21 protein-coding genes are annotated in these 19306 nt (G+C 60.6%); 2 read left to right on the plus strand and 19 right to left on the minus strand.

The window, feature by feature from the left end; all coding sequences use genetic code 11:
* The first annotated feature begins 217 nt into the window (after positions 1–217).
* Complete coding sequence (locus EOS_RS01065) at positions 218–553, plus strand: BON domain-containing protein (RefSeq protein WP_082163175.1); 336 nt, start codon at positions 218–220, stop codon at positions 551–553.
* A gap of 260 nt (positions 554–813) precedes the next feature.
* A complete protein-coding gene (locus tag EOS_RS01070; RefSeq protein WP_047844756.1) occupies positions 814–2196 on the plus strand; it encodes a sigma-54-dependent transcriptional regulator in 1383 nt (460 codons plus the stop codon).
* An 83-nt stretch (positions 2197–2279) separates the two neighbouring features.
* On the opposite strand, the gene nagZ is transcribed toward EOS_RS01070, so the two are convergent.
* From nagZ to fabD, 19 genes are all read right to left on the minus strand, one after another.
* A complete protein-coding gene (gene nagZ, locus EOS_RS01075; protein ID WP_047844757.1) occupies positions 2280–3284 on the minus strand; it encodes a beta-N-acetylhexosaminidase in 1005 nt (334 codons plus the stop codon).
* Between the two features lie 49 nt (positions 3285–3333).
* The gene (gene acpS, locus EOS_RS01080) at positions 3334–3777 is read right to left on the minus strand and encodes a holo-ACP synthase (protein WP_047844758.1); all 444 of its coding nucleotides are present in this window, start codon (positions 3775–3777) and stop codon (positions 3334–3336) included.
* A 12-nt stretch (positions 3778–3789) separates the two neighbouring features.
* Complete coding sequence (pdxJ, locus tag EOS_RS01085; protein WP_047844759.1) at positions 3790–4560, minus strand: pyridoxine 5'-phosphate synthase; 771 nt, start codon at positions 4558–4560, stop codon at positions 3790–3792.
* Entirely contained in the window at positions 4557–5462 is a 906-nt protein-coding gene (gene recO, locus EOS_RS01090) for a DNA repair protein RecO (RefSeq protein ID WP_047844760.1), read from the minus strand. The genes pdxJ and recO overlap by 4 nt, the downstream gene beginning before the upstream one ends.
* A complete protein-coding gene (gene era / locus EOS_RS01095) occupies positions 5449–6348 on the minus strand; it encodes a GTPase Era (RefSeq protein ID WP_047844761.1) in 900 nt (299 codons plus the stop codon). The genes recO and era overlap by 14 nt, the downstream gene beginning before the upstream one ends.
* A gap of 90 nt (positions 6349–6438) precedes the next feature.
* Positions 6439–7752: a ribonuclease III gene (gene rnc, locus EOS_RS01100; protein WP_047844762.1), complete on the minus strand. Its 1314-nt coding sequence runs from the start codon at positions 7750–7752 to the stop codon at positions 6439–6441.
* Positions 7753–7965: 213 nt separating this feature from the next.
* Positions 7966–8859, minus strand: coding sequence for a signal peptidase I (lepB, locus tag EOS_RS01105; RefSeq protein ID WP_047844763.1), 894 nt, complete (start codon positions 8857–8859; stop codon positions 7966–7968).
* A gap of 21 nt (positions 8860–8880) precedes the next feature.
* The gene (lepA, locus tag EOS_RS01110; protein WP_047844764.1) at positions 8881–10671 is read right to left on the minus strand and encodes a translation elongation factor 4; all 1791 of its coding nucleotides are present in this window, start codon (positions 10669–10671) and stop codon (positions 8881–8883) included.
* A 139-nt stretch (positions 10672–10810) separates the two neighbouring features.
* Positions 10811–11053: a glutaredoxin family protein gene (locus tag EOS_RS01115; protein ID WP_047844765.1), complete on the minus strand. Its 243-nt coding sequence runs from the start codon at positions 11051–11053 to the stop codon at positions 10811–10813.
* Positions 11054–11058: 5 nt separating this feature from the next.
* Positions 11059–12693 (minus strand): DegQ family serine endoprotease, encoded by a 1635-nt coding sequence (locus EOS_RS01120; protein WP_047844766.1) that lies wholly within the window; start codon positions 12691–12693, stop codon positions 11059–11061.
* Between the two features lie 19 nt (positions 12694–12712).
* Positions 12713–13756, minus strand: a complete 1044-nt coding sequence (locus EOS_RS01125) for a MucB/RseB C-terminal domain-containing protein (protein ID WP_047844767.1) — start codon at positions 13754–13756, stop codon at positions 12713–12715.
* A 3-nt stretch (positions 13757–13759) separates the two neighbouring features.
* Entirely contained in the window at positions 13760–14398 is a 639-nt protein-coding gene (locus EOS_RS01130) for a sigma-E factor negative regulatory protein (RefSeq protein WP_047844768.1), read from the minus strand.
* Positions 14399–14478: 80 nt separating this feature from the next.
* Complete coding sequence (gene rpoE / locus EOS_RS01135) at positions 14479–15078, minus strand: RNA polymerase sigma factor RpoE (RefSeq protein ID WP_047844769.1); 600 nt, start codon at positions 15076–15078, stop codon at positions 14479–14481.
* A 95-nt stretch (positions 15079–15173) separates the two neighbouring features.
* Positions 15174–15308 (minus strand): hypothetical protein, encoded by a 135-nt coding sequence (locus tag EOS_RS48685; RefSeq protein ID WP_268760285.1) that lies wholly within the window; start codon positions 15306–15308, stop codon positions 15174–15176.
* Positions 15309–15368: 60 nt separating this feature from the next.
* A complete protein-coding gene (locus EOS_RS45545) occupies positions 15369–15653 on the minus strand; it encodes a hypothetical protein (RefSeq protein WP_152693060.1) in 285 nt (94 codons plus the stop codon).
* A 35-nt stretch (positions 15654–15688) separates the two neighbouring features.
* A complete protein-coding gene (gene fabF / locus EOS_RS01145; protein WP_047844771.1) occupies positions 15689–16927 on the minus strand; it encodes a beta-ketoacyl-ACP synthase II in 1239 nt (412 codons plus the stop codon).
* A gap of 145 nt (positions 16928–17072) precedes the next feature.
* Positions 17073–17312, minus strand: a complete 240-nt coding sequence (acpP, locus tag EOS_RS01150; protein ID WP_004197638.1) for an acyl carrier protein — start codon at positions 17310–17312, stop codon at positions 17073–17075.
* Between the two features lie 233 nt (positions 17313–17545).
* Positions 17546–18286 (minus strand): 3-oxoacyl-ACP reductase FabG, encoded by a 741-nt coding sequence (gene fabG / locus EOS_RS01155; protein ID WP_047844772.1) that lies wholly within the window; start codon positions 18284–18286, stop codon positions 17546–17548.
* A gap of 54 nt (positions 18287–18340) precedes the next feature.
* The gene (gene fabD, locus EOS_RS01160; protein WP_047844773.1) at positions 18341–19273 is read right to left on the minus strand and encodes an ACP S-malonyltransferase; all 933 of its coding nucleotides are present in this window, start codon (positions 19271–19273) and stop codon (positions 18341–18343) included.
* Between the last annotated feature and the right edge of the window lie 33 nt (positions 19274–19306).

The following is a 19306-nucleotide window of genomic DNA, read 5'->3' on the forward strand; positions in this document are numbered from 1 at the left end:
AGCCCTTCGGGGCGCTTTTTCTTTTCGCTGAACATTCTTGCCATTTCAGGCAAACTTTACCGGTTCGTATCTCGAAATTTCCGGGTAATCGTTTGCGCAGGATGGAATGTTCGGTCCTAAGACCTTGATCTGACTTGAACAGGCCAATGGCATGAAACCTGCTGTGCTAGTTGTGACTGCGCTGTGACGGCGTGGAATTTTCCAACAACAGACCACCATGCCCATTACGAAAACCGCTCTCTCCCGCCTCGTCCTTGCTGTTGCCTGTGCTGTACCGGCGATCGCGATCACTGCCGGATGTTCATCGACGCCTACGCATGAATCGGCCGGTGAATACACCAGCGACTCTGCGCTGACCGCCAAGGTGAAGGCAGCGTTGCTGGCAGATCCGGGTCTGAAGTCGCTCGCGGTGAGCGTGACGACGTATCGCAGTGAAGTGCTGTTGTCGGGCTTCGTGAATTCGTCGGAACAGATTCAAAAGGCGGTGTCGGTCACGCGTGGCGTAGAGGGCGTGCAGTCGGTCAAGAATGACCTGCAGGTGAAGCCGCAGTGACCTGCTGAGTGTCTGCGTCGGGCGCACTGCGTGCCCAGGCAGAAAACAACACGTCAGGAAATACATCAGGAAGTGCAGGACGAAGACCCCGCAGCGTCGAGCGAGGGCTGGAAACTGGAGGATGAACTGACACCATGACGTCAGCGCGCCAGCAGCCCGTGCCGACGCGGCCCGGCATCGAGGCGCCCGCCGCCGAACCTCGCCGTTACAGGCGAGCGGCACGGAACGCATTTCAGACCATTTAATACGCTGTGTCCGCCATGCCACACGCTTTGATTGTCGAAGACGATCCCAACAGCCTTTCCGGCTTGTCCGCCATCCTCGCGGCCGACGGTTTTTCCGTCGATACCGCGACCACGCTCGCCGAAGCGCGCGCGGCGCTCACGCGCTTCATTCCGGACGTCGTGCTGGTCGACCTGAACCTGCCCGACGGCAGCGGTCTCGATCTGCTCCACAACCTGCCGGCGCAACCGCCCGGCGGCGCGCTGCCCGTGATTGTGATGACGGGTAATGCGACGGTGGAGAGCGCTATCGAAGGCTTGCGGCAAGGGATCTGGGATTACCTGCTGAAGCCGGTCAACATCCCGCGCCTGCGCAGCTTGCTCGCCCGTATTCCACGCCCCTACGAGTTGACGGAAGAAGTGCGGGCGTTACGCAGCACGCTGCGCGACCTCGGGCATTTCGGCGGTTTGCTCGGTCGCAGCAGCGCGATCCAGCATGTCTACGATCTGATCGAACATACCGCGCCTACAGAAGCCGCCGTGCTGATCTACGGCGAAAGCGGCACGGGCAAGAAAGTCGCGGCCCGAACGCTGCATGAGATGAGCCGGCGCCGCAAAGGCCCGTTCGTTTCCTTCGATTGCGCCGCGGCCAACGAAACCAGCAATCGCTCGATGGAAAGCCTGATGTTCGGCCACGAGCGCGGTGCATTTGCCGGCGCGGAAAACCGCGAACCCGGCTTGCTCGAACAGGCTGGCGGCGGGACGCTGTTCCTCGACCAGATCGATGCATTGCCGCTCACGCAGCAAGAAGCGCTGCTGCGCGCGCTCGATTCGCAGACCTTTATGCGCGTAGGCGGCAGCAACAAGATCGTGACGGACTTCCGCCTGCTCGCGGCTACGCGGCTGCCGGTGAAAGAGGCTGTCGCCGATGGCAAATTGCGCGAAGACCTGTTTCTGCGCCTGAATGCGTCGTCGATAGCGTTGCCGCCCTTGCGCGATCGTGGCGACGACATCGCCTTGCTCGCCGAGCATTTCGTCGACGAACTGAATCGCGAGAATCACGTAAGCGGCATCACGAGTGGCGCGCCTAAGCGCGTGAGCCCGGATTTCATTCGCGAATGCCTCGCGACCGAATGGCCCGGCAATGTGCGCGAACTGCGCGAGCGGGTGCGCCGCGCGTATCACGCGTCGGGCGACGTAATCGAAACACTGCGCGCCGATGAACAAAGTGGCGCAGGCGGACGCGGGCTGAACGGCAGCAGCGTGCAGGTGACGGTGGGCACGGCGCTCGCCGATGTTGAAGACATGCTGATTCGCGCGACGCTTGAGGCCGTGGGCGGCACGCGGCATCGCGCAGCGACGCTGCTCGGGATCAGCCCGAAGACGTTGTATAACAAGCTTCAGCGCATGAAGCTGGAGTAATTCAACGTTGATTGAAACGAGCCGCTCGTTCTCGCGAACCAGCGGCTTTTTTTACGACCTGTGCAGACTTAAACGAAACAACTTCAGCCGAGCACGCTTTTCACCAGCGCCAGCGCCTGCTGATATTCCACCTGCGTCATCAGCTTGCTCCAATGCCACGCGCGGCCCCGTGGTCGCATGCGCCGCAAGCGTGTCTGCGATGCCTTCGTCTGCGCGAACGTGAGCCGATCCAGCACTTTCTCCGCTTCGTCCGGCTGGTTGCAGATCAGCACCATGTCGCAGCCCACTGTGAGCGCGGCCGTGGCCGCTTCGGTCAGCGTGCCGCCCGCGCGGGCGGCTTCCATTGACAGGTCATCGCTGAAAATCGCGCCGTTGAAACCGAGCTTGCCGCGCAGGATCTCCTGCAGCCAGACGCGCGAAAAGCCAGCCGGTTTTTCATCGACTTGCGGGTAGATCACATGCGCTGGAATCACCGATGCCAACGACATCCCCAGCCAGTCGTACGGTTTCACATCGGCGGCGAGGATTTCATCCAGCGAGCGATCGTCCACGGGCATGGCCACATGCGAATCCGCCGATGCAAACCCATGCCCCGGAAAATGCTTGCCGCAATTCGCCATGCCGGCGAGCGCGAGACCGTGGTTCAGGCTTTTGGCGAGCATCGTCACTACGCGCGGGTCGCTGTGCAACGCACGATCGCCAATGACTTTCGAATGCCCGTAGTCGAGATCGAGCACGGGCGTAAAACTCATGTCGATACCGCATGCCCTGAGTTCGGCCGCGAGCACATAACCAAACGCGGTCGCGGTTTTCGTCGCCAGCAACACATCACGGTCCCACAGCGCGCCAAGCTTGCCCGGCGCGGGCAGGATAGTGAAACCATCGGTGCGAAAACGCTGCACGCGACCGCCTTCGTGATCGACGGCAATCAGGATGTCTTCGCGAACCTCGCGAATCGCATCGGTCAGCGCAACCAGTTGCGCGCGATCCTGGAAATGCCTTGCGAAGAGGATGATGCCGCCGGTATTCGGATGATCGATACGGCGAATGTCGGCGTCGGAGAGCGTTGTGCCGGCCACGTCGAGCATGACCGGTCCGGGAGTGCGTTTTAAAGAGTTCAAATTGGCAGAGAAAAAGTCAGGGGGTTTTTGTTGCTGTATTAGCTTCTGGGTTCGCGCCTGGGTTTGAGCCAGTTTCCGCGATCACAAACGACACCGCGTAATCGCGTTCATCGGTGATCGTGACCTGAGCGGTAATGCCGCGCACCGCCATCCAGTCGGCGAGCTCGCCCGATGCCACAATCTTCGGCTTGCCGCTCGGCTCGTTGAGCGTTTGCAGCGCACGCCATGTCATCGGCCAGTGCATGCCGAGTCCGATCGCTTTCGAAAACGCTTCTTTCGCCGAGAAACGCGTCGCGAGGAATGCGAGGCCGCGGACTTGCGAGCGAGCGTTGCGTGCGTGATAAATGCGCAGTTCGTCGGCCCCGAGCACTTTCTCGGCGAAGCGCCCTTTCGTGCGCTCCATGACCGCCGCAACGCGGCTTACCTGAACGATATCCGTACCGATTCCATAGATCGCCATGGTTGGCCCTGATTATCGAGACGTAGCGGCAAGGCGCGACGCCACCATGATCGCCTTCATCTCGCGCACGGCGTTGTCCCAGCCGGCGAAGATCGCGTGCGCGACGATCGCATGGCCGATATTCAATTCCACGATGCCTTCAAGCGCCGCGATCGGCTGGACGTTGGTGTAATGCAGACCGTGCCCGGCGTTCACTTTCAAGCCCAGCGAATTGCCGAAATCGACGCTGCGCGCGACGCGTTCGAATTCCTTCTGCTGGGTGGCTTCATCGTGGGCTTCGGCATAACAACCCGTATGCAATTCGATCACCGGCGCGCCGGCTTCGTGCGCCGCGCGGATCTGCGTTTCATCGGCGTCGATGAACAGCGACACCCGCGCGCCCGCCTGGCGCAATTGCTCGCACGCGGCTTTGACGGCCTGGAACTGGCCGGCGACATCGAGTCCGCCTTCGGTCGTCAACTCCTGACGCTTTTCCGGCACGAGGCATACATCGTGCGGACGAACACCGCACGCGATGTCGAGCATTTCCTGCGTGACCGCGCATTCGAGGTTCATCCGCGTTTTCAACAACGGGCGCAGCGCGTGCACGTCGGCATCGACAATATGCCGGCGATCTTCGCGCAAATGCAGCGTGATGGCGTCGGCGCCCGCTTCTTCGGCTTGCAGCGCAGCGCGGATCGGGTCGGGGTACTTCGTGCCGCGCACGTTACGCAGCGTGGCCACATGATCGATATTCACGCCCAGATCGATCACATTCGCGGGCGACGAGAGAAAGAAGCTCATAGATTTTGCAGGTCGATCAGGATTTGACGGGTGGCGAGCGGTGTGCCGCCAAGATACACGTTCAGCAAAAAGCGCATGAGCGTCTTGCTCTGCGCGGCCGTCTGCGGGCGGCTGTAGTCGTCGAGTTCCATGTCCAGCAGCGTTTGGCCGGAAATCACCGGCCATTGCGACGGCAGTTCATCCGATGCTTCGCGCACGCCGCGTTCGGGATCGAAGACGTATTTTCTATCGGCGAGAACCGGCTGGCGCGTGATGGTTTTATTTAGTGCCATCGCGTAGCCGGTTTCACGCAGCAGCACACGTTCGAATGAACGCAGCACATGCAACGCCGGTTCGCCGTGCGCAAGACGTGACAAGGTCAGCACGTAATGATTGAACAGAGCGGGATGCGCGTCTTCACGGGCGCAAAACTTGACGAGTAATTCGTTGACGTAGAAGCCGCAGAGCAGCGCGTCGCCGGCGAGGGGCAGCATGCCACCGACCCATTCGGCCTGCGTCAAGGTGCGGACTTCGCCTTTGCCCGTCCACGATAACCCCAGCGGCTGGAAGGTTTGCAGTACGCCGCGCAGCGCGGAATGCGGACGCTTGGCGCCCTTGGCGACCAGCGCGACGCGGCCGTGATCGCGTGAAAACACATCGAGCACGAGACTCGTCTCGCGATACGGATAGCTGTGCAGCACGAACGAAGGCTGCTCCGCGATACGAAAATCCGAGCGCGGCGCGGCGCGCGGTGGTTTAGGAGCTTTGGGTTCTTTAGGCGCGGCGGATTTTGCAGACGCAGACGCCGTCCGGCGCCTTTTAGGCGCAGGCGCTGAAGGCTCGTCGGCGCTGAAATTATCGTCGGCGAGCGGTTCGGAGTCTGCGTCGGAAGACTGGGTCATCCACGCGTCATTCGTACCCATAGGCGCGCAGTCCCGCTTCGTTATCCGCCCAACCGCTCTTCACCTTGATAAAGGTCTCGAGATACACGGGGCCGTCGAAGAGCTTTTCCATGTCGAGCCGCGCTTCGGTGCTGATCTGCTTCAGTTTCGCCCCCTTCTGGCCGATGATCATCGCCTTGTGGGTATCGCGTTCTACCAGGATCGTCGCGAAAATGCGGCGCAGGCGCCCTTCCGTTTCCCATTTATCGATGAGCACCGTGCTCGTGTACGGCAGCTCGTCGCCGGTCCAGCGGAACACTTTCTCGCGCAGGATTTCGGCGGCGAGAAAACGCTCGCTGCGATCGGTCAGATCGTCTTCGCCGTAGATGGGCGAGCCTTCCGGCAAATACGGCTTCACGACCGTCATCAGGCGCGCGATGTCGTCGGGATGCTTCGCCGTCATCGGCACGATTTCCTTGAAATCGTGCAGCGCGCTCATCTTCTGCATGAACGGGAACAGCGAGTCTTTATCGCTGACGTGATCGAGCTTGTTCGCGATCAACAGACAAGGCGTGTCGTTCGGAATCAGGTCCAGCACCTTCTGGTCGTCGGGACCGAAACGGCCCGCTTCAATCACGAACAGAATGGCGTCGACCGCCGTCAGCGTCGACGTCACCGCGCGATTCAACGAACGGTTTAGCGCGCCGCTGTGCTTGGTCTGGAAGCCTGGGGTATCGACGAAGATGTACTGCGCGTCGTCCAGCGTATGAATGCCGGTGATGCGGTGACGCGTGGTTTGCGCCTTGCGCGACGTGATGCTGACTTTCTGGCCGACCAGCGCGTTCATCAAGGTCGATTTGCCGACGTTCGGCCGACCGACGATCGCGACCATGCCGCAGCGGAAACCAGTGGGAGTGGGTGCGTTCATAAATGTGTGCTGCGGCTTCGTTGAATTCGTTGCGACGCGTGGCGTCGGGAGTGTGTTTGTTCAGTCGCGTGCGGGCTTCGGTGGCCGCAATCAGTGGCCGGCATCGGCGGCGCGTACGGCGCTTTCTTCTGCGTGCGCTTCTACGTTTGCTTCTGCGTTTGCTTCGCTCTTCGGGATCGAAGCGGAATGCGCGGCGGGGACGTCTTCACGCTGTCGCGCCGGCGATGCGGTCTTGTCAAGGACGGACGCCTCGGCGCTCTTCCCGGCCGGCTTGTCGGCATGTTTCGGGGCGACCTTCTCGCCTGCGCTATCCGCCTTCGCAGCGCTTTTTTCCACCGGGTTATGCACAGCGTTATCCACTGCTTGCTCGGCGTGCACGGCAGGTTGTTTGTCGGCCGTTTCGCCTTTCCCCGCCTGAACTTCAGGCACTGTCTTGTCCAACTTCTCCGTCCGATGAATCGTCGCCCGCTCCGTTTTCTCCGCTGCGGCGAACGTACTCGCCGACGGTTCCACGTGCGACGCACGAATCACGGCGAATGGCGCGGTGGCCGGACGCTCGGGATCGTTATGCGTATTGCTGTTGCCGCTATTACTGGCACGTGAACGCTCGCGCCGGTCCGGGGTGCGCAGATCAAGCGCCGCCTGCACGCCCGTCACACCCGGCACGACTTCCTGTTCCGCCTGCTTGGCTGCACGCGCGCCCTTGCGCTTCGGCTTCGCCGTCATCGCGGGCGCGGCGGATGCAAGTTCATCAAGCGCCTTCTTCGCCGCGGCCTGTTCAGCCGCGCGCCGGCTCGCACCGGAACCCGACACTTTCACCTCGAGCTTCGGCACCGTGCATTCCACTTCGAACTGCTGGTTGTGCGCTGCGCCGTGCGTGGCGACGACCGTATAAGTCGGTAACGCGATCTTGTGGCCCTGCAGATATTCCTGCAGCAGCGTCTTTGCGTCTTTGCCGATGGTGCGTGGATCGATGTGGTCGAGGATCGGCGTATAGAGCCGTTTAATGACCTGATGCGCGGCGTCGAAACCACCGTCGAGGAACACTGCGCCGAAGATGGCTTCGAGCGTGTCGGCCAAGATGGACGGGCGCCGGAAGCCGCCACTGCGCAATTCGCCCTCGCCCAGCCGCAACGCCTCGGACACGTTCAGCGCCTGTGCAATCTCATAAAGCGATTGCTGCTTGACGAGATTTGCCCGTACGCGAGAAAGATCGCCTTCGTCGAGTTTTGCGAATCGTTGGAACAAAAGCGCAGCCACCACGCAATTTAGAACGGAATCTCCGAGAAATTCGAGTCGTTCATTGTGCGTGGCACTGTGACTGCGGTGGGTCATCGCCTGGCGCAGCAATTCCGCATTGCGAAATTCGTACTGGAGCCGGCTTTCCAACGGGGTTGAGGGCATGGGCAGAGTATAACGCGGGCGCCGGGAGGGGCGAATCCGGCTGAAAGGCCGGAAAACCGCAAGGAAAATGGCACGGCAAGCACACGGTTAGCCGCGATTCTTCGTGCTGTTTCTAGGCGGCTCTAAGGTGACTTGCAATAACAACTACGCCGCGATGACGCGGCGTAGTGGTCGAACGAAATTACTGCTCAGGGTAGTGCTCGAAAACACGCTTCAATGGAACGACCCAATGCGTTTCAAACTGCTGAAGTTCATCCAGATGAAGAACGCACGGCCGACGATATTCGCGTCAGGCACGAAACCCCAATAACGACTGTCCGCGCTGTTGTCGCGATTGTCGCCCATCATGAAATAGTTGCCCGGCGGTACTTTGCAAATGACGCCTTGAGCGTTGTAGTTGCAGTTGTTGCGATAAGGGAAGTCGTCGGCGCCAATCACGAACGGCGGCACTTGCGCATTATTCAGGATCGCGTTCTTGCGGCCATCGAGATCTTCTTCGAATTGCTTCGCATAACCAATGCGTTCGTCGTCGAAGAAATCGGGCAGCGCGGTTTCAGGAACCGGCTTGCCATTGATGGTGAGCTTCTTGTCCTGATACGCGACCGTGTCACCAGGAAGGCCGATCACGCGCTTGATGTAATCCACCGATTCGTCTTTCGGATAACGGAACACCACTACGTCACCGCGCTTGAGCGGCGTGCCGCTGGTCAGCTTGGTATTGCTGATCGGCAGACGCAAACCGTATTCGAATTTATTAACCAGAATAAAGTCGCCCACCAGCAGCGTCGGCACCATCGATCCAGACGGAATCTTGAACGGTTCAACTACGAACGAGCGCACCACGAAGACCACGAGAATCACCGGGAAAAAGCTCGCCGAATATTCCAGATACCACGGCTGGCGGAGCTTTTCATCGCGTAGACGAGCACGCGTTTGCGGCGCGTTTTCATCGGCGAAACGGGGCTCGAGGCGGGCCTGCTGCTGATCGAATTCTGCTACCGCTGCATCTGCTGCGCGCCGCCGTTGCGGCTCGAACACCAGTTTATCGAATACCCACGCAATCCCCGTCACGATGACGAGCACCAAAAGAATCAACGCAAAATTCATCAATCGTTTCCGGTTGTTTTATTAATCTTCGACGCGAAGAATCGCGAGGAAAGCTTCTTGCGGAATCTCGACCGAACCGACTTGCTTCATGCGCTTCTTGCCGGCCTTCTGCTTTTCCAGAAGCTTTTTCTTTCGCGAGATATCGCCGCCGTAGCACTTTGCCAGAACGTTCTTACGCAATGCTTTAATGTTCTCGCGCGCGATAATGTTCGCGCCGATAGTCGCCTGGATTGCCACGTCGTACATCTGCCGCGGAATCAGTTCGCGCATCTTCGACGCCACTTCGCGCCCGCGATGCTGGCTCTGCGACCGGTGCACGATCACTGACAACGCGTCGACTTTGTCGCCATTGATCAGCATGTCGACCTTCACCACATCCGACGCGCGATACTCCTTGAACTCGTAGTCCATGGAGGCATAACCGCGTGAGGTCGACTTCAGCCGGTCGAAGAAATCCAGCACGATTTCCGCCATCGGGATTTCGTACGTCAGCTGGACCTGACGGCCGTGATACAGCATGTTGATCTGCTGGCCGCGCTTGTTCGTACAGAGCGTGATCACCGCGCCCACATACTCCTGGGGCATATACAGGTTCACGGTCACGATCGGCTCGCGCACTTCTTCAATGTACGAAGGCTCCGGCATCTTGGCCGGATTCTCGACCTGGATCAGCTCGCCATCGCGCTTCACGACTTCGTACACCACGGTCGGCGCCGTGGTGATCAGGTCCATGTCGAACTCGCGCTCGAGCCGTTCCTGCACGATCTCCATGTGCAGGAGACCGAGAAAACCGCAGCGGAAACCGAAACCGAGCGCTTGCGACACTTCTGGCTCGTACTGCAGCGAGGAGTCGTTCAGCTTCAGTTTTTCCAAAGATTCACGCAGCGCGTCGTACTGATTCGCTTCGACCGGATACAAGCCCGCGAACACCTGTGGCTTCACTTCCTTGAAACCTGGCAGCGGCGCTTCGGCCGGACGCGCGACGGTGGTGACCGTATCGCCGACTTTCGCCGCCTGCAATTCCTTGATGCCCGCGATGATAAAGCCCACCTGCCCCGCCGATAGCGACGCCAGGTTCGTAGCTTTCGGCGCGAACACGCCGAGATGTTCGACCGGATAAATTGCGCCGGACGCCATCATCTTGATCTTGTCTTTCGGGCGCAGCGTGCCGTTCTTGATGCGCACGAGCATGACCACGCCGACGTAGTTATCGAACCACGAGTCGATGATCAGTGCCTGCAGCGGTGCGTCCGGATCGCCCTTTGGCGGCGGCACTTTTGCGATCAGCGCCTCGAGCACGTCGGTGACGCCGAGACCCGTCTTGGCGCTGCAACGCGTGGCATCGGTTGCATCGATACCGATCACGTCCTCGATTTCCGAAATCGCGTTCTCGGGGTCGGCCGCGGGCAAATCGATCTTGTTCAGCACCGGCAAGACTTCCACACCCAGTTCGATCGCCATGTAGCAGTTGGCGACCGTCTGCGCTTCCACGCCCTGGCTCGCGTCGACCACGAGCAACGCGCCTTCGCAGGCGGACAGCGAGCGGCTGACTTCGTACGAAAAGTCGACGTGGCCCGGGGTGTCGATGAGATTCAGGTTGTAGACCTGGCCGTCGCGCGCTTTATAGCTGAGCGCCGCGGTTTGTGCCTTGATGGTGATGCCGCGTTCACGCTCGAGATCCATGGAGTCGAGCACCTGCGCGTCCATCTCGCGATCGGACAGGCCGCCACACAGTTGGATGATGCGATCGGCGAGCGTCGACTTGCCGTGGTCGATGTGCGCAATGATCGAGAAGTTACGAATATGATTCATTCAGTGCCGATCAAGCAAAAAGGCGCGCCCAGACAAACGCGGAGCACGCCTTGAAAATGGGGGTGAAAAACCTTTCTATTTTAGCCGAAAAGGCGCGCCGACGGCGGATTTTACGGGAAAGGTCCGATTGTTCAGGGACTTAAGCGCGTGCCAGGAGCGCACCGCGCACACGCGCTTCGTCCAGCCGGTAGTGGCATAACTCCACGCCATCCAACACCAGAACAGGCACGAGTTCGTCGTATAACGCTTCGAGTGCTGGATCCGTATCGATATCGATCCACTCGATCGCCACGCCGAACTCAGCCGCAATCGGCTCAAGCCCGGCGCGCAAGTCGTCACACAAGTGGCACCACGCGCGCCCGTACAGCTTGAGCGTGCTCATTGCGATTATTTCTGCACGGGCGCACGCGGGCGCAACGGTACGAACTGCGTGTTGTCGCCACGACGCACCAGCACCGCGACCATCTTGCTCGGATCGACGTTTTGCGCGACCGCGTCGAATTGCTTCGCGCTCGTGATGTCCGTATCGCCGATTCGCAGGATGATGTCGCCCTTCTGGAAGCCGGCGCGCGCCGCTGGACCCTCCACCGCGTCCACCATCACGCCGTTGGTGAGCTTCAGCGCTTTCTTCTGGTCAGCCGGGATGTCGCTCACCGCGATCCCGAGCGTATTGCTCGCGCGCTCCTTCGGCGGCGTCGTCTTCTTGGCCTCGGCCTTCGCGACCTTGTCCGGCTGCATTTCCGCGATGGTGATCGGCAGATCGCGCGACTCGCCCTTGCGCCACACGGTGATGGTCGCCTTCGTGCCCGGCTTCGTGTCGCCGACCATGCGCGGCAGATCGGTCGCTGTGGACACATCATGGCCGTTGTACTTCAGAATGATGTCGCCCGGCTGGATACCGGCCTTGTCCGCCGGGCCGCCCGCTTCAACGCTGCTCACCAGCGCACCCTGCGCCTTCGGAAGCCCAAGCGAATCCGCCACTTCCTTCGTGACCTCGCCGATCGCCACCGCGATCCGGCCACGCGTTACCTTGCCCGTCGTCTTCAGTTGATCGGCCACGCGCATGGCTTCGTCGATAGGAATCGCGAACGAAATGCCCATGAAGCCGCCCGTGCGGCTGTAGATCTGCGAGTTGATGCCGATCACTTCGCCGGCCATGTTGATCAGCGGACCACCCGAATTACCCGGATTCACTGCGACGTCGGTCTGGATGAACGGCAGATAGTCGCCCGTGTCGCGACCCTTCGCACTGACGATACCGGCCGTCACCGTGTTGTCGAGTCCGAACGGCGAACCGATCGCCAGCACCCATTCGCCAACCCGCACCTTGTTCGAATCGCCGATGGTAATGGCCGGCAGGCTGTTCGCCTGGATCTTCACGACCGCGACGTCCGTGCGCTCGTCGACGCCAACCAGCTTCGCCTTGAATTCGCGTTTGTCGGTGAGCGTGACGTAGATGGTGTCGGCGTCGTCGACCACGTGCGCGTTTGTCATCACGTAACCATCCGCCGACATGATGAAACCCGAGCCCACGCCGCTGCTCTGCTCCGAATTATCCTGATTGTCCGGGCTGTCCTGCGGCGCGCTGCGATTACCCCGGCCGCTGCCGCTGTCGCCGCCCTGGTCGCCGCCGCTACCGCCGCTACCGCCGTTGCCGCCGTTACCACCACTCCCGCCGCCTCCACCGCCGCCGCGCGGCGAACCGGGCGTGCCGGGCATGGGAATACCGAAGAAACGGCGGAAAAACTCCGACATATCGCCGTCGTCCATGCCGGGCGGCAAGCCGCGCAGATCGTTGCTGCTGCTCACGCGCGTTGTCGTACGAATATTGACGACCGACGGACCCACTTTATCGACGAGCGTCGTGAAGTCGGGCAAATTCACTCCCGGCGCCGCGACCGGCGTAACGGCCGGCGCCGGTGCGGGCGCCGCTGCTGTTGCTGTGGCTGCGGAGGTCGCGAGCGGCAGGCATGCGGCAAGCGCCGCGGCCGCGAAAAAGGTGCGCAGCGAGAGGTTGCTCATATCGTGGTGGGCCGAGGAATTACTTGGAAGGCTTGTATTCTATGGCAGAAGCAAATTGCTGCAACGTGGCTTGGGGCACTTCACCCAGCAAGGTGATCCAGAAATCCCCGCGGCGCTTGACCAGCACGTGTGTCGCGCCACTGTCACCAGCGCCTTCCTTGCGCGAATTTTTTTCCACGGGCTCGACAAAAATGGAGATTGCGGCAAGACCATCGGAGAAAACGGCCTGGTCGACGGGAATGGGGGGCTGCCCTTCTTCACTCGATGCCATCGGCCGGCGCAACTCCCGAATCTCGCGAAAACCCGGAACGGCAGGCGCAATTTTCCAGCCTTGCGCTTCCATATTCACCGGCTGAACCGGCGGACGCACGACCGTCCATCCGGCTATGTTCTTGATCCCGTTCGCAATAGCAGCCCGGTCGACGGACCCGCCAATGCGGACTTGCGAAAATGAAAGCTGCTCGAGCACCTGACCGTCGGGCCCAAGCGTCTGAGCGCGCAGCAGGAGACCCGTTTTCGAGTCGGCCCAGAGCTTGTAGGCAAAGCGCCAGGCGTCTTTTGGATCGAGCTCGATCACCTGGCTGTCGATCCCGGCTACGCGGTCCGCGCCCAGCATTTTCGGTTCATAGACTGTCAGAACCTGGTCGCTGCTGGTGGTCAGCAGCGACGGGAACGCATCCTTGTTCTGACGTTTTTCGACGACCAGCAGATGACGTTCGGGCACGAACGTGTACATGTCGTCGTCGTGGCGAAGCATCTTGCGAGGCTTGCCATCCAGGCTTTCCAGCGACTCGAACTCACCGTCGCTGCGCGCCGCCGAATGGGTGATCCGCGACGACTGCACCGTCGTCCCACGCTGGTAGACAAAGGTGCCTTCGTAATTCTGCTGCTGTGCGGCGTCGTGAATCCGGTTAAGCAGGTCCGCAGCGGACTTGCGCATGGCGGCGGGATCGTCGCCTTGCGCAAAAGAACTGGATGCTGCGGATAACAACACGGCTGCACAGAACATCAACGCCGGCAACCGCCCCCAATGAGTCGTTTTCTTCAACCGCACACGTTGCATCAGTTATTGGCCTTGGCTGGTAGCCGCCGTGCGGATCAAAGGCATCGAGCCCGGCATGACGGGCTGTTGGGAGAATTGCTGATGCGCTTCGAGATACTGGTCCAGGCTCGCGTCGCGAATGATGTTCGCTTCGACAACCGGCGAGCGCGTGCTGGCCGCAGGCATTGAAGCCATGGCTACGCGCTGCACGTGATCAGACGACTGCGACGACAAGCTAGCCACTTGCACGCCGTTATGGCCGTCCACACCCTGCAACTGCGGCACGACGATCCACGTCAGCGTGGCTGCGGCAGCCGCGACCGCGAAGGCCGGCACCACGCGGCGGCGGAACATCCGCGAACGGACCCGCTCGGCGGAGACCGCTGGAATGGCTGCAGGGGCGAACACGTGAGCTTCTGCCTCGAAGCGCGCCGAGAACGCGTTCATGAACGCGCTGCTGGCTGCAGGACTTGCCGCGAGATCGTCGGAACGCATGGCGTCGCCGATCAAGTGGTAATCCGACCACGCCGCGCGATCATTCTGCGTAAACCCGGAAAGAAACTGACTGATATCGCCCGAACCGTCGAAGGATTCACCGTCGACAAAAGCGGACAGACGCTCGCCTCGCGAGCTAGCTTGCGATTGCACCGAAACCGACCCCATGATGCTCCCCATCTTGACTGCACCCCGTAGTGACACTACCTGACCCAGATACCGCGTCCCTGCCCCGCGCACCTTCGCTGTTACCAGCGCTTGCCTTCGGGAGTGTCCAGCAACGGACGCAATTTTGCCGCAATGGCTTCGCGAGCACGAAAAATTCTTGATCTGACAGTTCCGATCGGGCAACCCATCATTTCGGCAATTTCCTCGTAGCTCAGACCTTCAATCTCACGAAGAGTAATGGCGGTGCGCAGCTCTTCCGGTAAAACCGCCATTGCAGCATTGACCGTCTGTGCGATCTGCTTGCTCATCAACATCGACTCAGGCGTGTTGATATCCCTTAGTTGGTCTGCATCGGAGAAAGTTTCCGCTTCTTCTGCATCAGCTTCGGTAGAAGTTGGAGCACGCCGGCTCTGAGTGGCAAGGTAATTCTTCGCGGTGTTCACCGCAATCCGGTAAAGCCAAGTATAAAACGCCGATTCTCCGCGAAATTGCGGCAACGCGCGATAAGCCTTGATAAAGGCGTCTTGCGCGACGTCCTCGACCTCGGCGGGATCCCGCACGAGACGCGAGATAAGCCGGATGATTTTGCGCTGATATTTGGCGACCAGTAGCTCGAACGCTGCTTTATCGCCCTTTTGCACGCGTTCGACCAGTACCTGATCGATTTCTTTTTCGCTCACCTGGGAAATCCGTTAACTTTGGGGGTGCTACGCGGAGGGCTATTGTAGCGTTACGCCGCTGGGACGCGCCGGATGCTGATTGGCGGTTACAAGCGTTACAGATGTTGCTGGGCGCAACGCCGGGCGCGCATGGCCAGTTCGCGGAACGCGGTGGTGTCGGCGAGAGCGTCGGCCGCCACGAGAAACGATGCCGAACGGCCTTGCGCCGGTACCAGGATGAGGACAAGCAAGCGGTCGCTCCACTGGGCGCAAGCCGAAATACGCCGGTATTGCGCGTGACCCGCGCGATCCTACGTGGTCAAACCGTCCTGCCCGATCTCGAACGCGACGGGCCGGCGCCCCTCGCCATTCCAGGCCTCAGCGGCCAGTGCGACCGTTACCGTCAAAGCGGCTGCGCCGGCGTCAAAAAATCCGCTATACGCCGATACGCACTGAAATACCGATCCGGCTGCCACGGCCACGAACGCGGCGGTGGCACCCCACAACAATCGCGAGGGACGGATTTTTTGCCGGCGTGGGAAGTCGGCGAATACTTCCGCCAAGGCTTCCCGCAGTTGGTTATGCGCACTCCTCACTCGCCAATCCTCCGCGAACTCAAAGCGCGCGCCGCTCAATGTCGCTTGAAAACGAGCGTGCCGTTCGTGCCGCCGAAACCGAACGAATTCTTCAGCGCCACGTCGATCTTCATCTCCCGCGCTTCATTCGCGCAGTAGTCCAGGTCGCATTGCGGGTCCTGGTTGAAGATGTTGATGGTGGGCGGGGAGATCTGGTGATGCAACGCCAGCACCGTGAAGACCGACTCCAGTCCGCCGGCGCCGCCGAGCAAATGGCCCGTCATCGACTTGGTCGAATTCACCACGATCTTCTTCGAGTGATCGCCGAAAGTGTTCTTGATGCCTATGGTTTCAGCCAGGTCACCGAGCGGCGTGGACGTCCCGTGCGCGTTCAGATAGTGCACTTCGTCCGGATTGACCGAGGCGTTTTTCAACGCATTGCGCATGCTGCGACGCGCGCCGTCGCCATCTTCCGGCGGTGCGGTCATGTGATACGCGTCGCCGCTCATGCCGTAGCCGCTGACTTCGGCGTAGATCTTCGCGCCGCGCGCCTTCGCGTGTTCGTACTCTTCGAGCACCATCACGCCGGCCCCTTCGCCCAGCACGAAACCGTCGCGATCCCTGTCCCACGGACGGCTGGCGGTCGCCGGGTCGTCGTTGCGTTGCGACAAAGCGCGCGCAGCCGCGAAGCCGCCCACGCCCAATGGCGACACGGTCGCTTCAGAGCCGCCGCAGATCATCACGTCAGCGTCGCCGTATTCGATCAGCCGCGAGCCTTCGCCGATGCAATGCAGCCCCGTCGTACACGCGGTCACGATGGCGAGATTCGGTCCTTTCAAACCAAAGCGGATGGAGAGATGGCCAGAGATCATGTTGATGATCGACGCCGGCACGAAGAACGGCGAGATCCGGCGCGGGCCGCGATTCAGCAATTCGGTTTGCGTGACTTCAATCATCGGCAAGCCGCCGATTCCCGAGCCAACCACCACACCAACGCGCTCCGAGTTTTCCTCGGTGATTTCCAGCCCGCTGTCCTGCATGGCCTGCACGCCCGCTGCGATGCCGTAATGGATAAAGGTATCCATGTGGCGCGCTTCCTTGGCCGGCATATAGTCTTCGACATTGAAGCCTTTGACTTCACCGGCAAAGCGCGTGGAGAAGTTCGTGGCATCGAACTTCGTGATCTCGGCAATGCCCGACTTGCCGGCGACCAGATTGGCCCAGCCGTCGGCAACGGTATTGCCGACAGGCGAAATCAGCCCAAGGCCTGTAACAACAACACGACGACGGCTCACGGTAACCCCTTATCCATAAATGACAAAAAGCAAAAGCCACAAGATCCACAGGAAATTGCCCTGTGAGCCCTGTGGCTGTTAATCGGTTCGAATCGCGACAGAGCGTCAACCCCGAATACTGTAGATGCAGCTTGGCGCGCGGGCTTTAAGCCTTGACGTTGGCGCGGGCGTAGTCGATCGCCTGCTGAACCGTCGTGATCTTCTCGGCTTCTTCGTCAGGAATTTCCATGCCGAATTCGTCTTCGAGAGCCATCACGAGTTCGACGGTGTCGAGCGAGTCAGCGCCCAGATCGTTGACGAACGAAGCTTCGTTCTTGATTTCGGCTTCGGCGACGCCCAGTTGTTCGGCGACGATCTTCTTCACGCGCTGTTCGATATTGTCCATGCAGCCCTCCGAGGGAAATGTAGTTCAAAAACACAAGTGCGCGCATTTTATCAGGTTTGTACCTGTAAATACCCACGCACGGATTCAGCTTTGTTTCGCGCGTGACATGCCTTTGATGCCTGTCACGCCCTTTCCTGATTACCACTTCTGACAGCGCATTTCGCGTCTCGCGCACCCTGCTTAAATTAGCATTTTGCGCACCCGCCAAGGCGCGGATATTAACCAAATGCCTGTCACATGTACATGCCGCCGTTCACATGAAGCGTCGTGCCCGTGATGTAGCCAGCGTGCGGGGAAGCAAGGAAAGCCACAGCATGAGCGATATCCTCAGGGCTGCCCAGTCGGCCGAGTGGTATCTGTGCTGTGAGCGCCGCGCGCTGCGCCTCGGGTAAAACCTTGGTCATGTCGGTATCGATAAAACCCGGCGCAATGCAGTTCACCGTGATCCCGCGGCTGCCGATTTCACGGGCCAGCGCCCGCGTCATGCCCGCCACACCGGCCTTCGCAGCCGCGTAGTTGGCTTGGCCGGGATTGCCCGAGGACGCCACCACCGAGGTGATATTGATGATCCGCCCAGCGCGTGCCTTCATCATCGGGCGCAGGACCGCGCGCGAGAGACGGAAAACGGCGCGCAAGTTTGTATCGATGACGGCGTCGAATTCGTCGTCCTTCATGCGCATGGCCAGCTGATCTTTCGTGATCCCGGCGTTGTTCACCAGCACGTGGAGGCCGCCGAATTCCTTGACCACGCCGTCGATAAACGCTTCGCTCGCAGCCGCGTCGGTCACGTTGAGCACAGCGCCACGCCCCAATCCACCGGCCTCTTTTAGCGCCGCGGTAATGCCCTCGGCACCGCTTTCGCTGGTTGCCGTGCCGATCACGGTCGCGCCCTGACGGGCGAGTTCGACCGCAATCGACCGGCCGATACCGCGCGATGCGCCCGTCACGACCACAATGTGCTTGTCCAGAATCATCTTCGTCCGTTCCTTGTCCTTGGCTTAATTCTTTGGCGTATCCGGCTAACGAATTCAGCCCGCGAGCAGTTTGCGGGTTTCTTCGAGCGAAGCCGGATCGAAGATCGACGCGCCGATCAGCGTGCCGTCGATGCGCTTCGTCAGCCCGTTCAGCACCTTGCCCGGACCGCATTCGATCACGTGCGTGACGTGTTCGCGTGCCATCTTCTGCACAGTTTCCACCCAGCGCACGGGACCTGCAGCCTGACGCACGAGCGCGTCCTTGATGGCGGCCGGTTCGGCGACGCTTGCTACATCGATGTTATTGATCAGGGGAATCTTCGGCACGCCGATATCGACGCTCGCCAGATACTCGCGCAACTGGTCCGACGCCGGCTTGAGCAGCGACGAATGGAACGGAGCGGACACCGGCAGCGGCAACGCGCGTTTCGCGCCCTTGGCCTTGGCGATTTCGCAGGCTTTTTCGACGCCTGCTTTGGAACCAGCAATCACCACTTGGGACGGCGCATTGAAATTCACTGCTTCCACAATCCCTGCCACCGATGCTTCGGCGCAGACAGCGCGCACGGCGTCATCGTCGAGACCAAGAATTGCTGCCATCCCGCCCTCGCCCACGGGCACGGCGCTCTGCATGGCCTGCGCACGAAAACGCACGAGCGGCACGGCTGCGGAAAACGACAACGCGCCGGCAGCGACCAACGCGGTGTATTCACCCAGGCTATGACCCGCGACGATCGCCGGCTTCAGCCCGGTTTCCTTTTCCCACACACGATAAATCGCGTACGCGGCCGTCAGCATGACGGGTTGCGTGTTGGTGGTAAGACCCAGCTCTTCAACCGGACCTTCGGCAATCAGCTTGCCCAGATCCTGGCGAAGTGCATCGGAGGCCTGCTGCACGGTTTCGCGCACCACGGCGTGATCGGCGAACGCGTTGAGCATGCCGACCGACTGGGAACCCTGTCCCGGAAAAACGAACGCAAATTTCATGACGTCCTTGCTCGAATTGGATGGTCGAATGAC

Source organism: Caballeronia mineralivorans PML1(12) (genome assembly GCF_001028175.1).
Taxonomy (GTDB): domain Bacteria; phylum Pseudomonadota; class Gammaproteobacteria; order Burkholderiales; family Burkholderiaceae; genus Caballeronia; species Caballeronia mineralivorans.